Raw genomic sequence first — 21,161 nt, forward strand, 5'->3', positions numbered from 1 at the left:
GGAGCTCTTGGGAATGGTCATCTCCACCGCCGGCACACCCGCCGGAGTCCAGCTCAGCGCGGCGAACGGCACCGCGGCGCCGTCCGCCGCACCGCCGGGGGCCGCGGCCCCCGCACCCCGGCTCGGCACCTCCGCCGACCCGGGCTCCGCGGCCTACCTGGCCAACACCGAGGCGCACCGGGCCCTCGTCGCCGAGCTGCGCGACAAGCTCGACACGGCCGCCCTCGGCGGCGGCGCCAAGGCCCGCGCCCGGCACACCTCCCGGGGCAAGCTCCTCCCCCGCGACCGGGTGGACACCCTGCTCGACCCGGCCTCGCCCTTCCTGGAGCTGGCCCCGCTGGCCGCCGACGGCATGTACGACGGGGCGGCGCCCGCGGCCGGGGTGATCGCCGGCATCGGCCGGGTCGCCGGACGCGAGGTGGTGGTGGTCGCCAACGACGCCACGGTCAAGGGCGGCACCTACTACCCGATGACGGTGAAGAAGCACCTGCGCGCCCAGGAGGTCGCGCTGGAGAACCGGCTGCCCTGCGTCTACCTGGTGGACTCGGGCGGCGCCTTCCTCCCCATGCAGGACGAGGTCTTCCCGGACCGCGACCACTTCGGCCGGATCTTCTACAACCAGGCCCGGCTCTCCGCCGCGGGCATCCCGCAGATCGCCGCCGTGCTCGGCTCCTGCACGGCCGGCGGCGCGTACGTCCCGGCGATGAGCGACCAGGCCGTGATCGTCCGCAACCAGGGCACCATCTTCCTGGGCGGGCCCCCGCTGGTGAAGGCCGCCACCGGCGAGGTGGTCACCGCCGAGGAGCTGGGCGGCGGCGAGCTCCACTCCCGCACCTCCGGCGTCACGGACCACCTCGCCGAGGACGACGCCCACGCGCTCTCCATCGTCCGCACGATCGTGGCCGGGCTCGGCCCGCGCTCGGCCGCGCCGTGGCCGCTCGCCCCCGTCGAGCCGCCGACCGTCGACCCGGCCGGGCTGTACGGGGCCGTCCCGGTCGACCCGCGCACCCCCTACGACGTGCGCGAGGTGATCGCCCGCCTGGTCGACGGCAGCCGGTTCGCCGAGTTCAAGGCCGAGTACGGATCGACCCTGGTCACCGGCTTCGCCCGGATCCACGGCCACCCCGTCGGCATCGTCGCCAACAACGGCGTGCTGTTCTCCGAGTCGGCCGTCAAGGGCGCCCACTTCATCGAGCTGTGCGACCAGCGCGGCATCCCCCTCCTCTTCCTGCAGAACATCACCGGGTTCATGGTCGGCCGGCAGTACGAGGCGGGCGGCATCGCCAAGCACGGCGCCAAGATGGTCAACGCCGTCGCCTGCACCCGCGTCCCGAAGCTGACGGTGGTGATCGGCGGCTCGTACGGAGCCGGCAACTACTCGATGTGCGGACGGGCCTACTCACCCCGCTTCCTGTGGATGTGGCCGGGCGCCAAGATCTCCGTGATGGGCGGCGAGCAGGCGGCGTCCGTCCTCGCCACCGTCCGCCGCGACCAGCTGGAGGCGCACGGCGAGCAGTGGCCGACCGAGGCGGAGGAGGAGTTCAAGCGCCCCGTCCGCGAGCAGTACGAGCGCCAGGGCAGCGCCTACTACGCCACCGCCCGGCTCTGGGACGACGGCGTGATCGACCCGATGGACACCCGCACCGTCGTCGGCCTCGCGCTCACCGCCTGCGCCAACGCCCCGCTCCCGCAGCCCGGCCCGTACGGCGTCTTCCGGATGTGACCCCGCCCCCGCGGGCTCCGACCCCTCCCGTCCGACCGTGACCCCGCTTCCGCGGGCGTGACCGGGCGGTGCCGACGCACCGCCCGGGCCGGGGCGCCCGCCCCGCCCGCCACCCCCTCTTCGTACGGCCCCCTCGACCCGGAGGAACGCCTCCCATGTTCGACACAGTTCTGGTCGCCAACCGCGGTGAGATCGCCCTACGGGTGATCCGCACCCTGCGGCGGCTCGGCGTGCGCTCGGTCGCCGTGTTCAGCGACGCCGACGCCGACGCCCCGCACGTCCGCGAGGCGGACGTCGCGGTGCGGCTCGGCCCCGCCGACCGCAGCGACAGCTCCGCGGCCGAGACCTACCTGCGCACCGACCAGATCCTCGCCGCCGCCCGCCGCACCGGCGCCCAGGCCGTCCACCCCGGCTACGGCTTCCTCGCCGAGAACGCCGGCTTCGCCCGCGCCTGCGCCGACGCCGGCCTCGTCTTCATCGGACCTCCTCCCGGTGCGGTGGAACTGATGGGCGACAAGATCAACGCCAAGGAGGCCGTCCGCGCCGCCGGCGTCCCGGTGGTCCCCGGCAGCGAGGCCACCGCGCCCACCGACGACGAGCTCGTCGCCGCCGCCGACGGGATCGGCTACCCCGTCCTGCTCAAGCCGTCCGCCGGCGGCGGCGGCAAGGGCATGCGCCTGGTGCGGGACCCCGCCGACCTGCCCACCGAGATCGCCGCCGCCCGCCGCGTCGCCCGGACGGCCTTCGGTGACGACACCCTGCTGCTGGAGCGCTGGGTCGACCGGCCGCGCCACATCGAGGTGCAGGTGCTGGCCGACGCCCACGGCACCACCGTCCACCTCGGCGAGCGCGAGTGCAGCCTCCAGCGCCGCCACCAGAAGCTGATCGAAGAGGCTCCCTCCGTCCTGCTCAACGCCGAGACGCGTGCCGCGATGGGCGCTGCGGCCGTCCGCGCCGCGGAGTCCTGCGGCTACACCGGGGCCGGCACCGTGGAGTTCATCGTCCCCGGCATCGACCCGGCCGACCCCGCCTCCGCCGCCACCGACGGGGTGCGGGACTTCTTCTTCATGGAGATGAACACCCGTCTCCAGGTGGAACACCCCGTCACCGAGCTCGCCGTCGCCGTCGGCGAGGACGCGGCCCGACTCGACCTGGTCGAGTGGCAGCTGCGGATCGCCGCCGGAGAGCGGCTCTCCTTCGGTCAGTCCGACGTCTCCTTCCTGGGCCACGCCATCGAGGCCCGGATCTGCGCCGAGGACCCGGAGCGGGACTTCCTGCCCACCGGCGGCCGCATCCTCGTCCTGGACGAGCCCCGCGGCGAGGGCGTCCGCGTCGACTCCGGGGTCGCCCCCGGATCCGTCGTCACCAGCGCCTACGACCCCATGCTCGCCAAGGTCATCGCGTACGGGCCCGACCGCCCGACCGCGCTGCGCCGGCTGCGCGCCGCGCTGGCCGACACCCGGATCCTGGGCGTCACCACCAACACGGGCTTCCTGCGCCGACTGCTCGCCCACCCCGACGTCGCCGCCGGCCGACTGGACACCGGACTGGTGGAGCAGACGGCCCGGCAGCAGCCCGGACTGCTCGCCTCGCCGTACTCGCCGGCGAACGCGGCCGACCCCGGGCACCCGGCCGAGGAGGCCGGCACCGGCGACGGCACGGGGGCGACCGGCCCGCTCCCCTCCGGCGCTCCGACATCCGCCCACCTCCTCTACTACGCGGCCGCGCTGGCGCGGCACCTCGACCTCACCCCCGCCGCCGACCCCGGCGGCTGGACCGACCCGTTCTCCCTCCCCTCCGGCTGGCGCCTGGGCGGCACCCCCGCCTGGACCACCCACCGACTCCGCACCCCCGGCCAGGACCCGGTGTCGGTGTGCATCCGTCCGATCACTGCGGGCAACGTAGCCGATGCCACTGACAATCCCGCCGAGGTCACCCGCGAGGTGGAGCTCCGGCTCGACGCCGGCCCCGTCCACCGCGCCCGCGCGACCCTGACCGGCGACCGGCTGCACCTGACCGTCGACGGCCTGCGGACCGCGTTCGCGCTGGCCGTCGACGCCTCCCCCGGCCTCGCCGCCGGTCCGGTGACCTGGCTCGGTGCGGAGGGCGACGCCTGGCCGCTGCACCCGCACGACCCGGTCGCCGAGAACGCCGCCGGGGCCGCCGCCCACCACGGCGCCCTGACCGCCCCGATGCCCGGGACCGTCACCGTCGTCAAGACCACGGCGGGCGAGACGGTCCGCAAGGGCCAGCCCCTGCTCGTGCTGGAGGCCATGAAGATGGAACACGTGATCGCCGCCCCGCACGACGGCGTGGTGGCCGACCTCCGGGTCGCCGCCGGCGCCACCGTCGCGATGGAGGACCTGCTGGTCGTGGTCGCCCCGGCCGAGGACGACGCCGACGGCCGGGACGCCGACGGGCAGGCCGCCCCCGCGCCCGCCGGGGTGCGGTCGTGACCGCCCCCGGCCGCGAGCCCGACGCGCTCGACCTGGGGCTGCCCGACCCCGTCCGCGCCCCCGGCCTGCCCGAGGAGGTCCGGATCCACGAGGTCGGACCGCGCGACGGACTGCAGAACGAGGGCACCCTGGTGCCCGTCGAGGTCAAGGCGGAGTTCATCGCCCGGCTCGCGGCCGCCGGGCTGCGCACCGTCGAGGCCACCAGCTTCGTGCACCCGAAGTGGGTGCCGCAGCTGGCCGACGCCGAGGAGCTGGTGCCCCGGCTGGCCGGCCTGCCCGGGCGCCACCCCGGCCTGCGGCTGCCCGTCCTGGTGCCCAACGAGCGCGGGCTGGACCGCGCGCTCGCCCACCACGCCGCCGACATCGCCGTGTTCGCCAGCGCCACCGAGACCTTCGCCCGCCGCAACCTCAACCGCTCGGCGGACGAGGCCATGGCGATGTTCCGCCCCGTCGTGGCACGGGCCGCCGAGGCCGGCGTGGCCGTCCGCGGCTACCTCTCGATGTGCTTCGGCGACCCGTGGGAGGGCCCCGTCCCGGTCGACCAGGTGGTCCGCTTCGGGGTGCAGCTGCTGGAGATGGGCTGCGCCGAGCTGAGCCTCGGCGACACCATCGGCGTGGCCACCCCGGGGCAGGTCGGCGCCCTGCTGGCCGGCTTCGCCCGCGCCGGGGTGCCGGTCGGGCGGCTCGCCGTGCACTTCCACGACACCTACGGCCAGGCCCTCAGCAACACCCTGGCGGCACTGCGCGAGGGCGTCACCACGGTGGACGCCTCGGCCGGCGGACTGGGCGGCTGCCCGTACGCCAAGAGCGCCACCGGCAACCTGGCCACCGAGGACCTGGTGTGGATGCTGCACGGGCTCGGCGTCCGGACCGGCGTCGACCTGCGCGCGCTGGTCGCCACCAGCGGCTGGATGGCCGAGCGGCTCGGCCGGCCCAGCCCCTCCCGCACCGTCCAGGCGCTGCTCGGCGCCGCCCGGGGCTGACCCGCCCCCCGCCCGGGGCCGGCCGCGCGGCCACCCGACCGCCGGCCGGCCCCGGTTCCCCGCTCGTCACCCAATCCCACCGTGCGACCGTCACACCGTCCGACGGACGCCGGTCGTCCCGCTCACGCCCGCGGCCACCCCGGCCGGGCCCCAGGAGGATCACCGTGTTCGACCACCGACTCAGCAGCGAGTACGAGGAACTGCGGCGCACCGTCGCCGAGTTCGCCCAGGACGTGGTGGCGCCGAAGATCGGCGAGTTCTACGAGCGGGAGGAGTTCCCCTACGAGATCGTCCGCGAGATGGGGCGGATGGGCCTGTTCGGCCTGCCGTTCCCCGAGGAGCACGGCGGCATGGGCGGCGACTACTTCGCGCTCGGCATCGCCCTGGAGGAGCTCGCCCGGGTCGACTCCTCGGTGGCGATCACCCTGGAGGCGGCCGTCTCGCTCGGCGCGATGCCGATCCACCGCTTCGGGACGGAGGAGCAGAAGCGCGAGTGGCTGCCCCGCCTGACCTCGGGCGAACTCCTCGGCGCCTTCGGCCTGACCGAGCCCGAGGGCGGCTCGGACGCCGGCGCGACCCGCACCACGGCGCGCTACGACGAGACCACCGACGAGTGGGTCATCAACGGCACCAAGTGCTTCATCACCAACTCCGGGACGGACATCACCGGTCTGGTCACCGTCACCGCGCTCACCGAACCGATCGCTCGTTCGAGTGAAGAAGGCGAATTCGGCTCGCCCACCCGCGAGATCTCCTCCATCATCGTGCCCACCGGGACCCCGGGGTTCCAGGTGTCCAAGAAGTACTCGAAGGTCGGGTGGAACGCATCCGACACCCGCGAACTGTCCTTCACCGACTGCCGCGTCCCCGCGGCCAACCTGCTGGGCGAGCGTGGCCGAGGCTACGCCCAGTTCCTGCGGATCCTCGACGAGGGCCGCATCGCGATCGCCGCCCTGGCCACCGGCCTGGCCCAGGGATGCGTCGACGAGTCCGTCAAGTACGCCGGCACCCGCCGGGCCTTCGGTCGCCCGATCGGTGCCAACCAGGCCATCCAGTTCAAGCTCGCCGACATGGAGCTGCGCGCCCACACCTCCCGCCTGGCCTGGCGGGACGCCGCCTCCCGGCTGCTGCACGGCGAACCCTTCAAGAAGGAGGCCGCGATCGCGAAGCTGTACTCGTCCGAGGCCGCCGTCGACAACGCCCGCGAGGCGACCCAGATCCACGGCGGGTACGGCTTCATGAACGAGTTCCCGGTCGCCCGGTTCTGGCGCGACTGCAAGATCCTGGAGATCGGGGAGGGCACGTCGGAGGTCCAGCGGATGCTCATCGCGCGGGAGATCGGCGCCACGTTCTGAGCCGGTCCCACCGGAACGACACCCCCCTCCTCACACGGCGTTGAGGAGCGGCCGGCACCACGAAGCCGGCGGCATCGCGAGGCCGCCGGCGCGGGGAGCGCCGGGCCGGGCGCCGTGAGAGGGCGTCAGGGGATCACGATCACCGGACGGTTGGCCCGCCGGGCCAGCCGTCCGGAGACGGAGCCGAAGAGCTTGCCGAGCAGGCCGTGCGTCGTGCCGACGACGATCGCGTCGGCGGCGTACTCACGGCCGACCTCCTCGATCTCGTGGCAGATGTCGCCGCCCCGCTCGATCAGGATCCACGGCACGCCGGCGAGGAAGTCCGCACAGGCGAGCTCCAGACCCAGGACCTCGGTCCGGTGGTCGGGGAGGTCGACGAAGACGGGAGGTTCACACCCCGCCCACACCGTGGCGGGCAGGCGGTTGGCGACGTGCACGATCACCAGGCCGCACTGCGAGCGACGTGCCATGCCCACCGCGTAGGCGAGCGCGCGCTCGCTCGACAGGGAGCCGTCGAAGCCGACGACCACGCCGTGCTGGAAGACCGGGTCGAGGGGGCGCGCGGGCGCGTCCTGGGCCGTGGGCTCGACGTACGCACCGGACGGGTCGGACGCCTTCGGACGCTCGGCGCCCGGGCCGAGGCGGCCCGTCACCGGGGGCTCCGGAGAGCCTGCCGGACGCTCGCCACGGCGCTGCCGCGGGCCGGACCGGCCGCGGCGGACGATGCCGCCCCGCCGGGCGGCGTCGCGCAGTGCGCGTACGAGGCCCGGGCCGCCGGTACGACCGTCGGCGGACGCGTCGGCGTGCCCGTTGCCGCGGGCTTCGGCGTGCCCGTCGGCCGGGTCGTGGCCGGCAGCGGGCGGAATGCGGCCCCCGGGCGCAGGAACGCGCTCTGCCGGGGCCGGAACGCGGTCCGCGGGGCCCGGGCCGTCGGCTGCGGGGCCGTGGCCGTCCCCGGTCGCTGCGCCCGCGCTGCGGGGCGCGTCCGGTTCCAGCGGTCGGGAGGACTCAAAACCAGCCATGGCTCACGGCTCTTCGAGGGAGAGGGGCCGACAGGAGAGGACAACGCTGCCCGGGCAGCAGGCCCGCCCACGGCATGACGTCGGTCTGCGCCGCGCAGCACCGTATGTGACCTGTTCCTTTCAGAGTACGACGGGCGGGAGTCCCAGCCCAGCGGTGAAGCCTCGGAGCGCCTTTGTTCCCGCAAAAGGAGGATGCGCCCGCCGACGGCAGTGCGCCCCGCCCGCCGGCGACGCGCCCCTCCGGAAAGGAGGTTCCCTGGAGCTTGACTGAGCGGACCGGGTGACGCAACAGGCCCACCGGACACCGTGACCGGACTGTCATGGATCGGCGACGATCCGTTGCGACATGTCGCCAACCGTCACGCCCCACCGGTCCCACCAGCCCCGACGGGCCCGCCCCGCCCCGTCCGCCACCCGGGCCGGGATGCCGATTCAGCCAGTGTGCACGGCTTCACGACGCGCTCTGGCATTTGCCAGGTGCATAGGCACGGCCGCTGGCACCATGCGACACATGCCCCTGCTCCTGTTCGACCTCGACAACACGCTGCTCCCCAGGGACGCCGCTTTCCGGGCCTGGGCTCAGGATTTTCTGTCCGAACGAGACCTACCGCCCGGAGACGTCGACTGGTTCGTCACCCTGGACGGTGGCGGCTACGTACCGCGCAGCACCGTACTGTCCGCCGTCCGGCGCCGCTACGGCCTGGACGTCTCCGCCGAGTTCCTGCTCGCCCACTACCGGCGCGGCATCAACTCGCACATCCACTGCCCGTCCGGTCACATCGACGCGCTGCGGACGGCGCGGGCGGCCGGGTGGACGCTGGGCATCGTGAGCAACGGCGGCACGCGGCCGCAGCTGGAGAAGATCCGGCGGACCGGACTGGGGCCGATGGTCGACGGCTGGGTCATCTCCGAGGAGGCGGACTGCGTCAAGCCCGATCCGCTGATCTTCGAGATCGCCGCCCAGCGGTGCGGTGTCGCGCCGACCGGCGACTGGGCGTCGCACTCCTGGATGGTCGGGGACCACGCCCCCGCGGACATCGCCGGTGCCGAACTGACCGGCCTGCGCAGCGTCTGGCTGCACCACGGCCGCCCCTGGGCCGAGACCGGCTACCGGCCGACGCTGAAGGCGGCCGGTCTGCCGGAGGCGGTCGGCCAGGTGCTCGCGGCGCGCAACGCGCCCTCGCCGCGGCCGGGCATCCGGGCGGGCGGTCCGGTGCGGCGCCGGGCGGCCGGAGCGGCGGTGCGCACGACGGCGCTCCTCGGCGCTCGGCCCGGCGCACACCCGGCGACGACCGCCCCGGCGAGCCCGTTTGCGCCTGTTGCCGTGGGTGGCGGGACGGCCGGTGCTTCCGGTGCGCCAGTGGGGCCGTCGGATGTCCGAAACCGCACCGGCGAGCTTGCCCTGCTCACCGAGAGCCCTTCGGAGGGCCTCGCCGGCTCAGCCCAGGGCACCGCTCCGGGGGCGGACGGCCGCCGCGCGACCACCGGCGCCCGCCCAACACCCCTGCGAGGGAGGCCCGATGGGGTGGCCGGGCCCGGACCGACCGCCTTCGTCGCGGCCCCGGCCGCGGCCGCCCCGTAGCGCCTCCGCGCGCCCACCGCCGGCAGCCCACCCACCCGCTGCCGGCCGTCCGTCCGTCCGCGCACCGCCAGCCGTCCGTCCGGTCACCGTCGAAGGCCTGCAACCGGCCGGCGGCCCGTCCACCCCGGCCCTCAGGAGTCGGCCGGGGTGCGGATCCACCAGCTGGTCCGGGCCTGTTCGGTGAACCCGAGCCGGCGGTAGAGCGGTTCGCCGAGCGACGTCGCCACGAGGCTCGCCGGGCGGTCGGGGTGCGCGTGGGCGAGGGCGGTCCGCAGCACGGCGCCGGCCACGCCCCGACCGCGGTGCGCGGGCAGCGTGGCCACCCAGTAGACGCCCGTGACCCGCCCGTCGTCGTAGGTCAGGCAGGCTCCCGCCACGGCGGCGTCGACCCGGCCCAGCCAGGCCCGGCACCCCGCGTCGCCCAGGAGGTTCTCCGGGAGGGCCCCGCCACGGGTCCAGGGCTGCCGGGCCGGCAGCGGGAAGCCGTCCACGACGGCGCGCTCGACCAGCGCGAACGTGTCGCCGTCCAGTGCCTCATCGACCGTCAGGACGCCACCGCCGCGCGCCTCCGCGCGGGCGGGGAGGGCGGCGGAGGCGCCCTCGACCGGGCCCGGCTCACGGGTCATCACCGGCATGGCGGGCATCCTGGCGGCCCCGAGGCCGGTCAGGTCGAGCCCGCCGTACGGGTCCTCCACGGTGAACCGGACGGCCTCCCACTCCTCGATGAGCTCGGCCAACTCCGCTTCCAGGGGCTTCGGTTCGGCGTACCGGCGGGTCACCAGGAGGCGGGGCGGGTCATCGGGGGTGCGGGCGCAGCGGACCGCCGTCCAGTCGGGGCGGATACGGTACCGCCAGCCGTGCGCGCGGGCTTGGGCGAGCCAGAAGGCGGCGGCGTTGTCGTTGGCCTGTTCGAGCCGGCTGAGGGTGTTCACAGCAGGACGGTAACCCGGCGTCCCGGCCCCGGCCGGGCCGTCGCCGCCTTGGCCGGATGAGGCCTGGGAGGCGCACGGAGGAGTTGCGTGCGCCCTCTTGTGCACCGGCTATTTTCGGTCAATTTCGGGCCGGTCCCTCCCGCTTGGGCAAATCCGCAGCCCAGACCCGCCGGCCGGGTGCGCGGAACCCGGGCACCCCGGGAGCGGCCCCTCGACAACCAGCCACCGTTGCACGGGCCCTCTTCCCAGAAGGGTCGACGGGTGCCACGCTTCGTGATCGAATGCATCACGCCAAATTGCCATGTCGACATAGCGTCGGATGGTGAACTTGTCACAACGGCAACGGTCCACCCGATAGATTTCGATCTTGGCGAGCAGTGCCGCACCACCCACACCACACCACCGAGGGGGCTTGAGCGCCTTGAGCAGGGTGAGCAGGAGCGACGCGGGTCCTGACAGCGGCCAGGCGGTGGCCGGTATCGCGGCCAGGTCCGCGAGAAGCACTGGCACCTCCGCGATCGCCGCCGGCACCCGCATCTCCGGCGCCCCGGGCGCAGCCCACCACCTCTCGTACTCCTCGGCGCCGGGGCCCGGCACCGCGACCGGCCCCTCCTCGGCGCCCGCGGAGCACGGCGGCCTCCACGCGGGCACCCCGCACGCAGGACTCCTGCACGGCGGAGCACCGCACGGCGGGCCGCTCGCGAGCCGAGGGGCCGTCAACCCCGCCCAGGCCTACGGCGCCGACCACTCCGGCCACCCCGCCCAGGTCGGCTACCCCGCGCAGGCCGGCTACCCAGGGCTGAACGGCGGGCCCGGCGCGAACGGCTCCCCCGCCGGCCCGCTCGGGACCCTCGCCCTCGGAGCCGCACCGGGCCACGGCCAGACCGGCCACGGCGGTCCCGGCCCGAACGGCTCCCCCACTCCGATGACCGGCTCCGCCCCCCGCAAGCTCTCCGGCCGGCGCCGCCGGGAGACCGTCGCGGTGCTGATCTTCGGCGGGGCCCCGATCTTCGAGAGCTCGATCCCGCTCTCCGTCTTCGGCGTCGACCGCCAGGACGCCGGGGTGCCGCGCTACCGCCTGCTGGTGTGCGCCGGCGAGGAGGGCCCGCTCGCCACCACCGGCGGTCTCACCCTCTCCGCGCCCTACGGACTGGAGGCGCTCGCCCGCGCCGGCACCATCGTCGTGCCGGCCTGGCGTTCGATCTCGCAGCCCCCGCCCGTCGAGGCGATCACCGCCCTGCGCAAGGCCCACCACGAGGGCGCGCGGATCATCGGACTCTGCACCGGCGCCTTCGTGCTCGCCGCCGCCGGCCTGCTCGACGGCCGCCCGGCGACCACCCACTGGATGTACGCGCCGACGCTGGCCAAGCGCTACCCGCGGGTCCACGTCGACCCGCGCGAGCTGTTCGTCGACGACGGCGACGTGCTCACCTCGGCCGGTACCGCCGCCGGCATCGACCTGTGCCTGCACGTGGTCCGCAGCGACCACGGCGCCGAGGCCGCCAACGCGCTGGCCCGCCGCCTGGTGGTGCCGAGCCGCCGCAGCGGTGGCGGACAGGCCCAGTACATCGACCAGTCATTACCGGAGGAGATCGGCAACGACCCCCTGGCCGAGGTGGTCACCTGGGCGCTCGAGAACCTCAACCAGCAGTTCGACGTCGAGGTCCTGGCGGCGCGCGCCTACATGAGCCGACGCACCTTCGACCGCCGGTTCCGCACGCTCACCGGCAGTGCGCCGCTGCAGTGGCTGATCACCCAGCGGGTGCTCCAGGCGCAGCGGCTGCTGGAGACCTCGGAGCTGTCGGTGGACGACGTCGCGCGCCGGTGCGGGTTCCGTTCGCCGGTGGCGCTGCGCGGGCACTTCCGCCGCCAGCTCGGGGTCTCCCCTGCCGCGTACCGGACCAGCTACCGGGCCCGCCGCCCCGGTCCGGCGTCCGCCCTGCCGGGTGGAGCGCAGGGCGGCGACCTCCGACTGCCCGGCGCCCTGCCGCACGCGGCCGCGGCCGCCGCGGCGGGCGGGGCCCTGTTCGGCGGCGCGCACGGCGGGCAACCGGGGCAGCCGTTCCCGGGCGGCCCCGGGTCGCCGGTGCCGGTCGGCCCGCACGGCCAGCCCGTGCCGCACGGCGCGCAGCCGGTCGGCCCCGGTCAGCTGGGCCCGCACGGCCAGCCCGGTCCGTTCGGTCCGGGGCAGGCCGGGACGCCGGCCGCCCAGGCCTTCCACGCCCGGGCCGGACAGCCGTACCCGTACCAGCAGGCCGCACAGCCCCCGCACCCCGGGCAGCAGGGTGCGGGGCGCGGTCCGGCGCGGCCTCCGATGGTGCCGCCGCAGGCCGGGCCCGGGGCCGGGGCGGGGCGTCCGCCGCGCACCGCCGAGCACGCGGCCGCGGAGGACGGACTCCCCCAGCCGGGGGCGCGCGGTCAGGGCCAGGGGCACCGGAGCGCGGTCGAGCGGCCCGCGGACGACGCAGGCGCGACCGGGGCGGGCCAGGCCGGCCGCGGTCACGCCACCGGCGGCGGCCGGGTGCCTGCGCCCGCCCCCGCCGGGCAGCCGGCGGCCGGGGCGGGCGAGCTCCGGGGCCGGCAGGCGCGGGCGCCGCAGGTCCGTCCGCAGGCCGGCCGGACGGGTGCCGAGGGCGCCCGGACGGCTCGTGAGGCGCGCCCGGCCCGGGAGGGCCACGCGGTCCGCACCGGCCGGGACGGCGAGCGCCCGGAGGGCCACGGCCCGCACGCCGGCGCGGAGGAGCACCAGGCCGAGGGCTGCGCCCCGGAGCCCCGGTCGGCGCCACCGGTCCCCGCGGCGCGTGATCGCGCCGTAGGGTGAGCTGCGTGAATGACCGTTTGGTATGGATCGACTGTGAGATGACCGGCCTCGACCTCGACCAGGACGCCCTGGTCGAGGTCGCGGCGCTGGTGACGGACTCCGAGCTGAACATCCTCGGCGAGGGCGTGGACGTCGTCATCCGCCCGCCGGCGGAGGCGCTGGCGAACATGCCCGAGGTGGTGCGCGCCATGCACACCTCCTCCGGCCTGCTGGAGGAGCTGGAGCACGGCGTGACGCTGGCCGAGGCCGAGGAGCGGGTGCTCGCGTACATCCGCGAGCACGTGCCGGAGGCCGGCCGGACGCCGCTGTGCGGGAACTCGGTGGCCACCGACCGCGGCTTCCTGGCCCGGGACATGCCGGCGCTGGAGAAGCACCTGCACTACCGGATCGTGGACGTCTCCTCGATCAAGGAGCTGGCCCGCCGCTGGTACCCGAAGGCCTACTACAACAGCCCGCAGAAGGGCGGGAACCACCGGGCGCTCGCCGACATCCGCGAGAGCATCGACGAACTGCGCTACTACCGGGAGGCGGTGTTCGTCCCGCAGCCCGGCCCGGACACCGACACCGCGCGTGCCATCGCCGAGAAGTACCAGGCTCCGACGGCCTGACCGGCGGACCGTCCCCGGTGGCGGGGCCCCGGCCGACCCGGACCCGCCACCGACGGCCGCCACCCGACCCCGCCGCCGCGGGCCCGCAGGGGTGCGCGGAGTGCCCGCGTCCGCCCGAACGAAACCCTGGCGCGAGCACCCTCTCGGATCCTGTAGAGTTCTTCCTGTCGGAACGGGAACGCGAGAGCGGGAACGGACCGGACAGATGGTGGGTGTAGCTCAGTTGGTAGAGCACCTGGTTGTGGTCCAGGTGGCCGCGGGTTCGAGTCCCGTCACTCACCCCAGAGCCCGAGGGGCCGATCTCTTCAAGAGGTCGGCCCCTCGGGCGTTTTCGCGTTCCCTCAGTTCTCCCCGGCGGTTCGGGTTTTCCCGGCGCAGACCTGCCGCCAGAAGCTACCGACAAGTAACATTGCCGCCATGACGACTCCTTCGATCGGCCAGCTGCTCGACTCCACCGTGCCGATGGCGCACACCCTCAAGCTCGAGTACCTGGAGACCACCCCGGAGCGCGCGGTGCTCCGGCTGCCCGACCAGCCCGCGTACCACAACCACGTCGGCGGCCCGCACGCCGGCGCGATGTTCACCCTCGCCGAGTCCGCCAGCGGCTGCATCGTGCTCGCCGCCTTCGGCGACCAGCTCTCCCGGGCCGTGCCGCTCGCCGTGAACGCCGAGATCGCCTACAAGAAGCTCGCCATGGGCGAGGTCACCGCCACCGCCCTGCTCGGCCGCCCGGCCGCCGAGGTCGTCGCCGAGCTGGACGCCGGCGGCCGCCCCGAGTTCCCGGTCACCGTCGAGATCACCCGCGCCGACGGCGCCGTCACCGGTGTGATGACGGTCACCTGGACCCTGCGCCCCAACTCCTGACCACCCCGCGGCCGGTGGCCCCGGGGGTCCGACCCCCCGGGCCACTCGCGCGATGACCGTCCGTGACGGCCGGCGTGACCTCACGCCCCGTCCGCTCGTTCTCGACTCACGTGCGAGCCAACCACGCGACCAGGCCCCAGGAGCCCGCCCCCCGCGGCGTCACCGGAGCGCGGCGCGCGATCCGACGGTGGCTGCCGCACCCCCGCGCGGTCGCGGCCGGCGGCGCGCTCCTCGCCCAGCTCTGGGGGATCGGCGCACCCGGAGCGTACGCGGCCTCCGCCGAACCCCCGCCGGAGGGGACCCGGCCCGCCGTCCGACGGACCGCGCCGCACGACGGCGGCGCGCACGGCGGACCGGCCCCGCGCGGGGCGCCCCGGAGCCGCCCCGCCACCGGCGGATCCCCGCCCGACGGGACATCAGCCGGACCGCCCCCCGAGGCCGGGCACCAACCGGGCGGGGAGACCGCCCGGCCCTCCGGGCCCGTCGGCGAACCGCCCGGCACCGGACTCGCCGGGACCACCGGCGCCGTCGGCGGCCTCCTCCAGGACCGGATCCGGGCCGGCGGGCTCCCCCTCCCCGGCCAACGGGCCGCCGTCCCCGACGCTTTCGCGATCGCCTCCGGCCTGCTCGACACCGCCCCCGCGCAGGGCCGCCGCGTCGAGGCCCGCGCGCCCCGCGAGGGCGAACCGTCCGCACCGCCCACCGCCGCCCGGCCCGGCAGCGGCCCCGGCCGCACCGCGGCCACCGCCCACGCGCCCCACCAGCCCCGGGCGGCCGCCACGCCCCCGCCCGCCCGGGAGACCGTCGCCCCGGACCCGCGGAGCACGGCCGACCGGGGCGTCGCCGGCACCGCCACCGCCGCGCCGGTGAGCACCGTCACGCCTGACGGTCCGGCCGCGCCGATCGCCCTCGCCGAGACCGCCCCGGTCACGGCCGTCGGCGACGACTCCGCCACGGTGACCGCCGTCCTCGCCCCGATCGCCGCCGGACTGCTGCTGACCGGCGCGGCCATGTGCAAGCACCGCGGCCTGCCGCGCGGACACTGACGGGCCCGGCCCGGGAGGACGGCAACGGGCCCACCCGCCGGAGGCGCGGCGGGAGTTCGCACGCGAGCCGGACCGGACGGCGGCCGGACGGCAGGCCGGTCAGGCCCGGTCAGGTCGGGTCGGGGCGGGCCAGGTCAGGTCGGGCCCGTCAGGGTGGCGCCCAGGCGGACGGGACGGCCGGACCGGTCAGCGGAAGACGCCCGGCGGCGGGGCCGGCGAAGGGGCGGCGGTGGCGTCGGTGGCCGGGACGGCGCCGGCCGTGAAGTCGGTGAGCCCGGGCCCGTGTTCGACCCGGCCGAGCGCCGCGTCGGAGGCGACCCGGCGGGTGAGGTCGGCCAGCGGCAGCGGGTCGTGGCCGGCCGCGAGGACGAGGTTGCCGAAGCGCTTGCCGCGCAGCACGGCCGGGTCGGCGATCAGGCACAGCTCGGGGAAGACGGCACCGAGGGTGGCCACCTGGGAGCGGGCGAAGCGCAGGGCCGAGCCGTCGGCGATGTTCGCCGCGTACCGCCCGCCGGGGGCGAGGGCGCGGGCGGCGAGGGCGGTGAACTCGACGGTCGTGCAGTGGGCCGGGGTGCGGGCGCCGGAGAAGACGTCCGTGATGACCAGGTCGACGCTGCCCTCGGGGGTGCGCTCCAGCACGCTGCGGGCGTCGGCGCCGCGCACCTTGATCTGCCAGCCGCGCTCCAACGGGAGTTCCGTGCGGACGAGTTCGGTGAGCGCGGTGTCGATCTCGGCGACCTGCTGGCGGGAGCGGGGCCGGGTGGCGGCGACGTAGCGGGCCAGGGTGAGGGCGCCGCCGCCGAGGTGCAGGACGGTGAGCGGTCGGCCCGGCGGGGCGGCCAGGTCGATCAGGTGGCCGAGCCGGCGCTGGTACTCGAAGCCCAGGTGGGTGGGGTCGGCGAGGTCGACCAGGGACTGCGGGGCGCCGTCGATCAGCAGCGACCAGGCGTCGGGCCGGTCGCGGTCGGGGCGCAGCTCGGCGAGGCCGGAGCCGACGGGGCGGGTGAGCGGGCCCTGGGCGTGGGTGCGGCCGCCGGGGCCGGTGGCGGCCGGTCCGGTGTCGCGCTCGGTGTCGCGGCCCGTGCCGCGGGCGGCTCTGCTTCGTCCCATGCTGGCCATTATCGCCGCCGGACGGGGCGGCGTCACAGGCCGGTCGTCACAGGTCAGGGGCGTCGAGGGGCGTACCGGGTGGATCCGGCCGGAGGGGCGGGTCGGGCTCGCGGGCCCGGCGGGATCCGCACGGCACGCACGCTAGAACGGGCCGAGTCCGCCGGCGGTGAGCGTGCAGGCGGCCTCGCACAGGGCGGAACGGAGCACCCAGGCGTCGGTGGGGCGCGCGACGCCGGCCGGGGGGATCACCCAGCGCGGGTCGGTGGCGCCGGGCAGCAGGGCGCCGGCCGTGCAGGAGCTGCCGGGCAGGTGCCAGGTGTCGCAGGTGCCGGCGGGGACGAGGAAGACGACGGTGCTGCCGTTGCGACTCTGCAGGACGGCGCCGCAGGCACGGCGCAGGCGCAGGATGTCGACCGCCTCCAGGCCGTGCCGCAGCGCGACGGTCACGGTGTCGTAGGAGGTGGCGGGGGTGTCCTCGGCGGCTCCGGTGCGGTTCCGCGCGCCGCAGGGGGCCCGGCCGCCCTCGACCGGCCCGCGACCGGGGATCCGTTCGTCGGCGGGTTCGGGGAGCAGGGCGGGGGCGGCGCCGGCGAGCGCCCCTCCGACGACGGGTCGGTACTGCGGCAGTCCGGTGGCCATCATGGGCCCTCCTGTACCTCGTCGGGTCGGAAGCCGCCGCCGTCCGGGAGGTGGGGGCCGCGGGGCGGGCGACGGGCCGGGGCGGGGCCCGGGCTTCCACGTATCAGGACAACGCGGTGGACGCCCGGCAGGCCACGGGGCGCCTTACAGCAAGCCATGGCATTTCATGGCGGATACCCGCAACAAAGCCCGGTATGTACCGGATTGACAGCACATCTCCCGTGAACCCGCCGTGGTCGACCGGTCACGCCCGGTACTGTCGGCGGCATGGCAGCCACCCCACCGGCCGAGCCGAACCGCCCGTCCCCCAACTCCGTGATGCGCGCGCTGCGCGGCGATCGCTCTCCCGGCGAGTTCGCCACGGCGGTGCGCCGGGCCGCCCGCGAGATCGGCGAGCACGTGTCCTGCGACGCGCGCTACGTCGGGCGGGTCGAGTCCGGTGAGATCCGCTGTCCCAACTACGCCTACGAGCGGGTGTTCCGGCACATGTGGCCGGACCGCACGCTCACCGACCTCGGCTTCTCCCCCCGCACCGCCGTCCGGGGCCGCACGGCGACCCCCGGCGGCCTGCGGGCCGAACCCCCCACGTGCCACCCCCCGTTCCCGCCCCTGCCCGCCCCGCGCTCACCGCTCTCCACCCAACTCCCGTACGCTGCCTCGCCGTACGCGGATCCAACCGCTCCGGACGGGCCCCCGTGGCCGGGGGCCGGCGCGGTGCCCCGGGGGTCCGACGGATCGCCCTATCTCGACGAGGAGAACGACGACGTGCGTCGCCGTACGTTCCTGGCCGGCGGCTCGACCGCGCTGGCCGCCGTGATCGGCATCGAGCGGCCGGCCGCGGCCGCCGCCGGCCGCGCCACCGCTGCCGGCGGCCCCGCCACCGACCCCGCCGTGCCGCGACTGTTCGACCCCGGACCCGGCCCCCTGGTGCCGGGCCGCCCGGGACCGGTGCCGCCGCTGCGCAAGGTCGGCGTCGCCGAGGTGCTCGGCGTCGAACAGGCCGTCCGGGACATCCGGCTGGCCGACGACGCGCACGGCGGCGACACCCTGTTCGGACGCGCCGGGCAATCGCTGCGCACCGCCTACGTGCTGCTCAACGAGGGTGAGTACAGCGCGGAGACCGAACGCAGGCTCCAGGCCGGGGCCGGCGAACTCGCCATCTCGGTGGGCTGGTTGGCCCACGACTCGAACCGGCTCGCGGACGCCCGCTCGCTCTACGCGGAAGCGCTCGCCACCGCCCGGATGGCCGGCGACGCCGCCCTGGAGGCGCACGTCTTCTGCAACAGCGCCTTCCTCGCCCGCGACGCCGGCCGGCCCCGCGAGGCGCTGCGCGCCGCCCAGGCCGGCCAGGTCGCCGCCCGCCGGCTCGGCTCCGACCGGCTGCTCGCCCTGCTGGCCATGCGCGAGGCCGGCGGCTGGGCCGTGCTGCAGGACCGCACCGCCTGCGAACGCGCCCTCACCCGGGCCCGCACGCTCTTCGACCACGGCCCCGTCGACGCCGACCCGGAGTGGATGTCCTTCTTCGGCGAGGCGGAGCTCGCCGGTCTGCAGTCGCAGTGCTGGTCGGCGCTCGGCGACTGGGACCGCGCCAGCGAGCAGGCCGCGCTGGCCATAGCGCTTCAGGAGCCGCACTTCGTGCGCAACCGGGTCCTCTACACCGCCGAACTCGCCCACGACCGGCTCGGCCGGGGCGACCTGGTGGGCGCGGCGCACCACGGCTCGGCCGCCGTGGCGCTGTTCGGCGAGGTCCGTTCGGCGCGGATCCGCGGCATGCTGGCGGACACCGCCGGACGGCTGCGCGGCCACGCCGCCGTGCCCGAGGTGCGCCGCTTCCTGGTCCGGTACGACCGGGCGGCGGCCGCCTGAGGCACGGCGGTCAACGGCGCGTCGGTGGGCGAAGCGTCGGTGGGCGGTGCGCCAGTGGGCGGCGCGCCGTGAACGACGCGTCAGTGGGCGGCGCCCGTCTCCTCCAGGTGGGAGAGGTCGTTCCAGACCTCGACGGCCGGGGCGCCGTACTCCCAGGACAGCACGCAGAGCGCGGCGGTGCCGAGCTTGAACCGCTGGGCGAACTCGGGCGGCAGGCCCAGCCAGCGGGCGGTCAGGATGCGCAGCAGGTGGCCGTGCGCGAAGAGCACGACGTCGCGGTCCGCGCAGTGCATGACGGTGGTGTCCTCGTCGGGGACGCCGTGTTCCTCGTTGAGGTCGGCGAGCAGGGCGTCCACCCGGGCGGCCACCTCGGAGAGCTTCTCGCCGCCGGGCACGCCGTCGCGCCAGATCAGCCAGCCGGGGTGGTCGGCGGCGCGGATGTCCGCACCGGTGCGGCCCTCGTACTGGCCGTAGTCCCACTCCAGGAGCTCCGGGCGGTCGACCGCGCGGTCGCCGAGGCCGGCCAGCTCGCAGGTCTCCCTGGCGCGGCCGAGCGGGCTGGTGTAGACGAGCGCGTCCGAGAGCCCGTTCCAGGGGGCCCTGGCGAGGCGGGCGCCGAGCGCCCGGGCCATCGCGCGGCCCTCCTCGGTCAACGGGATGTCGGTGCGGCCGGTGTGGCGGCCGGTGGCCGACCATTCGGTCTCGCCGTGGCGGACCAGCACGATTCGGGCGGGCATGGGGGGCTCCTCGCAGCGGGGCGGTGGCAACGTTCGGTCTCACCGTTGAGCACCGGGTTCCATGATCCCTCACCCGGACGGCGGACACGATCCCGAGCGGGGGAGTTGGCGGGGGCGGGCGGCCGCAGGCCGGAACGGGCCGGGCCGCACCGCTTTGTCGGACCCGGATGCGACACTGGGCCGCACCATGAACGTCTCGACGAACGTCCCGTCCAGCGGGCACGCTGAGCCGCTCGCCCAGCGGCTCGCCGAGCTGCGCGGACCGGCACCGCAGCGCAGTCTGAACGCCCGCTCCCTCGCCGCGCTCGCCGCCAATCCGGGCTGCCACCGCCGCGCCGTGCTCGACGCGGCCGGGGTGGACAAGTCGGCACTGGCCGCCCGGCTCGGCCGCCCCGCCCCCTTCGGGCAGTCCCCGTTCGCGATCTCCCGCGGCGTGATCTTCGAGGCCCGGCTGAAGGCGGACGACTACGCCGCGCTGCTGGAGCCGCTGCGGGCCCGCCTCGGCGTCCCGGTGGACGGCGGCGGCGCCCCGCTGCTGGTCCCGGACCTGCTGCACCGCTCCGGCCCCGCCGTCCGGGCCGACCGGACGGCCGAGGCGCTCGCCCGGGCCGCCGCCGAGCCGGAGGCCTGGACGCTGCTGGACCACCCGATGCTGCGGCTGGACGTGGCCGGCGGCACCGCCTACCTGGAGCCGGACGCCGTCGTGGTGCACGGCGGGCGGTGCACCGTGGTCGAGATCAAGTCCTTCCCGGTGCTGGACGGCGGTGCCGACCCGGCCAAGGTCGGTGCCGCCGCCCGCCAGGCCGCGGTCTACGTGCTGGCGCTCCAGCACGCCGCCGCCGCACGGGCCGGCCGGCCGCTCGCCGAGGACCCGTACACCGAGCAGGCGCTGCCGGGCAGCCCCCGGTCGAGCGTGCTGCTGGTCTGCCCGAAGGACTTCGGCAACCGGCCGACGGCCGTCGCCGTCGACGTCCGCCGGGAGCTCGCCACCACCCGCCGCCAGCTGAGCCGGCTGACCGGCATCGGCCGGCTGCTCGCGGAGCTGCCCGCCGGGGCCGACTTCGACCTGGCCACCCGCGAGGACGGCGACCCCGCCCGCTCCGCCGAGGAGCTGACCGCCTCGGTGGAGGCGGTGCCCGCCGCGTACAGCCCGGACTGCCTCTCCACCTGCGAGCTCGGCTTCCACTGCCGTGCCCGGGCCCGCTGCGACGACCGGGTCGAGCAGCTGGGCCGCGGCGTGCGCGGCGAGCTGGGCAGCATCCGGACGGTGGCGCAGGCGCTGGCCGCCGCCGAGGAGACGGGTGCCGACACCGACGAGGCCGCCGAACGGCTGGCCTACGCGGCCGCCCTGCGCGCCGAGGCGCTGGGCCGGGCACTGGTCGGAGCCGCACGGTGAGCGGGCGCGGCGACGGGCCGG

At 76.1% G+C, this 21,161-nt stretch carries 14 protein-coding genes, 1 tRNA gene and 2 pseudogenes; 12 read left to right on the top strand and 5 right to left on the bottom strand.

Features of this window, described 5'->3' with window-relative positions:
- The first annotated feature begins 13 nt into the window (after positions 1-13).
- The 4 genes from ACIA8Q_RS17255 to ACIA8Q_RS17270 all read left to right on the top strand — a co-directional run bounded on the left by ACIA8Q_RS17255 (position 14) and on the right by ACIA8Q_RS17270 (position 6,517).
- Positions 14-1,723, top strand: a complete 1,710-nt coding sequence (locus tag ACIA8Q_RS17255; protein ID WP_360209261.1) for a carboxyl transferase domain-containing protein — start codon at positions 14-16, stop codon at positions 1,721-1,723.
- A 155-nt stretch (positions 1,724-1,878) separates the two neighbouring features.
- Positions 1,879-4,179, top strand: a complete 2,301-nt coding sequence (locus tag ACIA8Q_RS17260; RefSeq protein ID WP_396317397.1) for a biotin carboxylase N-terminal domain-containing protein — start codon at positions 1,879-1,881, stop codon at positions 4,177-4,179.
- Positions 4,176-5,162 carry a hydroxymethylglutaryl-CoA lyase gene (locus tag ACIA8Q_RS17265; RefSeq protein ID WP_360209266.1) on the top strand — a complete coding sequence of 329 codons (987 nt, stop codon included), beginning with the start codon at positions 4,176-4,178 and terminating at the stop codon, positions 5,160-5,162. Before ACIA8Q_RS17260 ends, ACIA8Q_RS17265 begins: the two co-directional genes overlap by 4 nt.
- A gap of 164 nt (positions 5,163-5,326) precedes the next feature.
- On the top strand, positions 5,327-6,517 hold the full coding sequence (locus ACIA8Q_RS17270) for an acyl-CoA dehydrogenase family protein (RefSeq protein ID WP_360209269.1): 1,191 nt from the start codon (positions 5,327-5,329) through the stop codon (positions 6,515-6,517).
- A gap of 125 nt (positions 6,518-6,642) precedes the next feature.
- Here ACIA8Q_RS17270 and ACIA8Q_RS17275 read toward each other — a convergent pair.
- Positions 6,643-7,104 (bottom strand): annotated as a pseudogene (locus tag ACIA8Q_RS17275) (universal stress protein); the annotation flags it as partial.
- Between the two features lie 946 nt (positions 7,105-8,050).
- Here ACIA8Q_RS17275 and ACIA8Q_RS17280 point away from each other — a divergent pair.
- A complete protein-coding gene (locus ACIA8Q_RS17280) occupies positions 8,051-9,121 on the top strand; it encodes an HAD family hydrolase (RefSeq protein ID WP_360209274.1) in 1,071 nt (356 codons plus the stop codon).
- Positions 9,122-9,252: 131 nt separating this feature from the next.
- Here ACIA8Q_RS17280 and ACIA8Q_RS17285 read toward each other — a convergent pair whose 3' ends face one another.
- On the bottom strand, positions 9,253-10,053 hold the full coding sequence (locus ACIA8Q_RS17285; RefSeq protein WP_360209276.1) for a GNAT family N-acetyltransferase: 801 nt from the start codon (positions 10,051-10,053) through the stop codon (positions 9,253-9,255).
- A gap of 925 nt (positions 10,054-10,978) precedes the next feature.
- Between ACIA8Q_RS17285 and ACIA8Q_RS17290 the strand changes: the two are divergent.
- The 5 genes and pseudogenes from ACIA8Q_RS17290 to ACIA8Q_RS17310 form a co-directional block, all read left to right on the top strand.
- Positions 10,979-11,977 (top strand): annotated as a pseudogene (locus ACIA8Q_RS17290) (helix-turn-helix domain-containing protein); the annotation flags it as partial.
- A gap of 902 nt (positions 11,978-12,879) precedes the next feature.
- Complete coding sequence (orn, locus tag ACIA8Q_RS17295) at positions 12,880-13,482, top strand: oligoribonuclease (RefSeq protein ID WP_360209279.1); 603 nt, start codon at positions 12,880-12,882, stop codon at positions 13,480-13,482.
- Positions 13,483-13,690: 208 nt separating this feature from the next.
- Positions 13,691-13,766: transfer RNA gene (locus ACIA8Q_RS17300), tRNA-His, on the top strand.
- Positions 13,767-13,899: 133 nt separating this feature from the next.
- Complete coding sequence (locus ACIA8Q_RS17305; protein WP_387901349.1) at positions 13,900-14,346, top strand: DUF4442 domain-containing protein; 447 nt, start codon at positions 13,900-13,902, stop codon at positions 14,344-14,346.
- Between the two features lie 110 nt (positions 14,347-14,456).
- Complete coding sequence (locus ACIA8Q_RS17310; protein ID WP_360209284.1) at positions 14,457-15,392, top strand: hypothetical protein; 936 nt, start codon at positions 14,457-14,459, stop codon at positions 15,390-15,392.
- 186 nt (positions 15,393-15,578) lie between these two features.
- Here the strand turns inward: ACIA8Q_RS17310 and ACIA8Q_RS17315 are convergent, their stop codons facing one another.
- Together ACIA8Q_RS17315 and ACIA8Q_RS17320 are read right to left on the bottom strand one after the other, a co-directional pair.
- Positions 15,579-16,502, bottom strand: coding sequence for a spermidine synthase (locus ACIA8Q_RS17315; RefSeq protein WP_387901353.1), 924 nt, complete (start codon positions 16,500-16,502; stop codon positions 15,579-15,581).
- A gap of 141 nt (positions 16,503-16,643) precedes the next feature.
- The gene (locus ACIA8Q_RS17320) at positions 16,644-17,144 is read right to left on the bottom strand and encodes a hypothetical protein (protein WP_360209288.1); all 501 of its coding nucleotides are present in this window, start codon (positions 17,142-17,144) and stop codon (positions 16,644-16,646) included.
- 264 nt (positions 17,145-17,408) lie between these two features.
- On the opposite strand from ACIA8Q_RS17320, the gene ACIA8Q_RS17325 reads away from it, so the two are divergent.
- Positions 17,409-19,007, top strand: coding sequence for a tetratricopeptide repeat protein (locus ACIA8Q_RS17325; RefSeq protein ID WP_396317398.1), 1,599 nt, complete (start codon positions 17,409-17,411; stop codon positions 19,005-19,007).
- An 80-nt stretch (positions 19,008-19,087) separates the two neighbouring features.
- Here the strand turns inward: ACIA8Q_RS17325 and ACIA8Q_RS17330 are convergent, their stop codons facing one another.
- A complete protein-coding gene (locus tag ACIA8Q_RS17330) occupies positions 19,088-19,744 on the bottom strand; it encodes a histidine phosphatase family protein (RefSeq protein WP_396317399.1) in 657 nt (218 codons plus the stop codon).
- Positions 19,745-19,931: 187 nt separating this feature from the next.
- Here ACIA8Q_RS17330 and ACIA8Q_RS17335 point away from each other — a divergent pair, with 187 nt between their 5' ends.
- Positions 19,932-21,140 (top strand): hypothetical protein, encoded by a 1,209-nt coding sequence (locus ACIA8Q_RS17335; RefSeq protein WP_360209297.1) that lies wholly within the window; start codon positions 19,932-19,934, stop codon positions 21,138-21,140.
- The last annotated feature ends 21 nt before the right edge of the window (positions 21,141-21,161 follow it).

The organism is Kitasatospora sp. NPDC051705 (assembly GCF_044453265.1).
Classification (GTDB): Bacteria; Actinomycetota; Actinomycetes; order Streptomycetales; family Streptomycetaceae; genus Kitasatospora.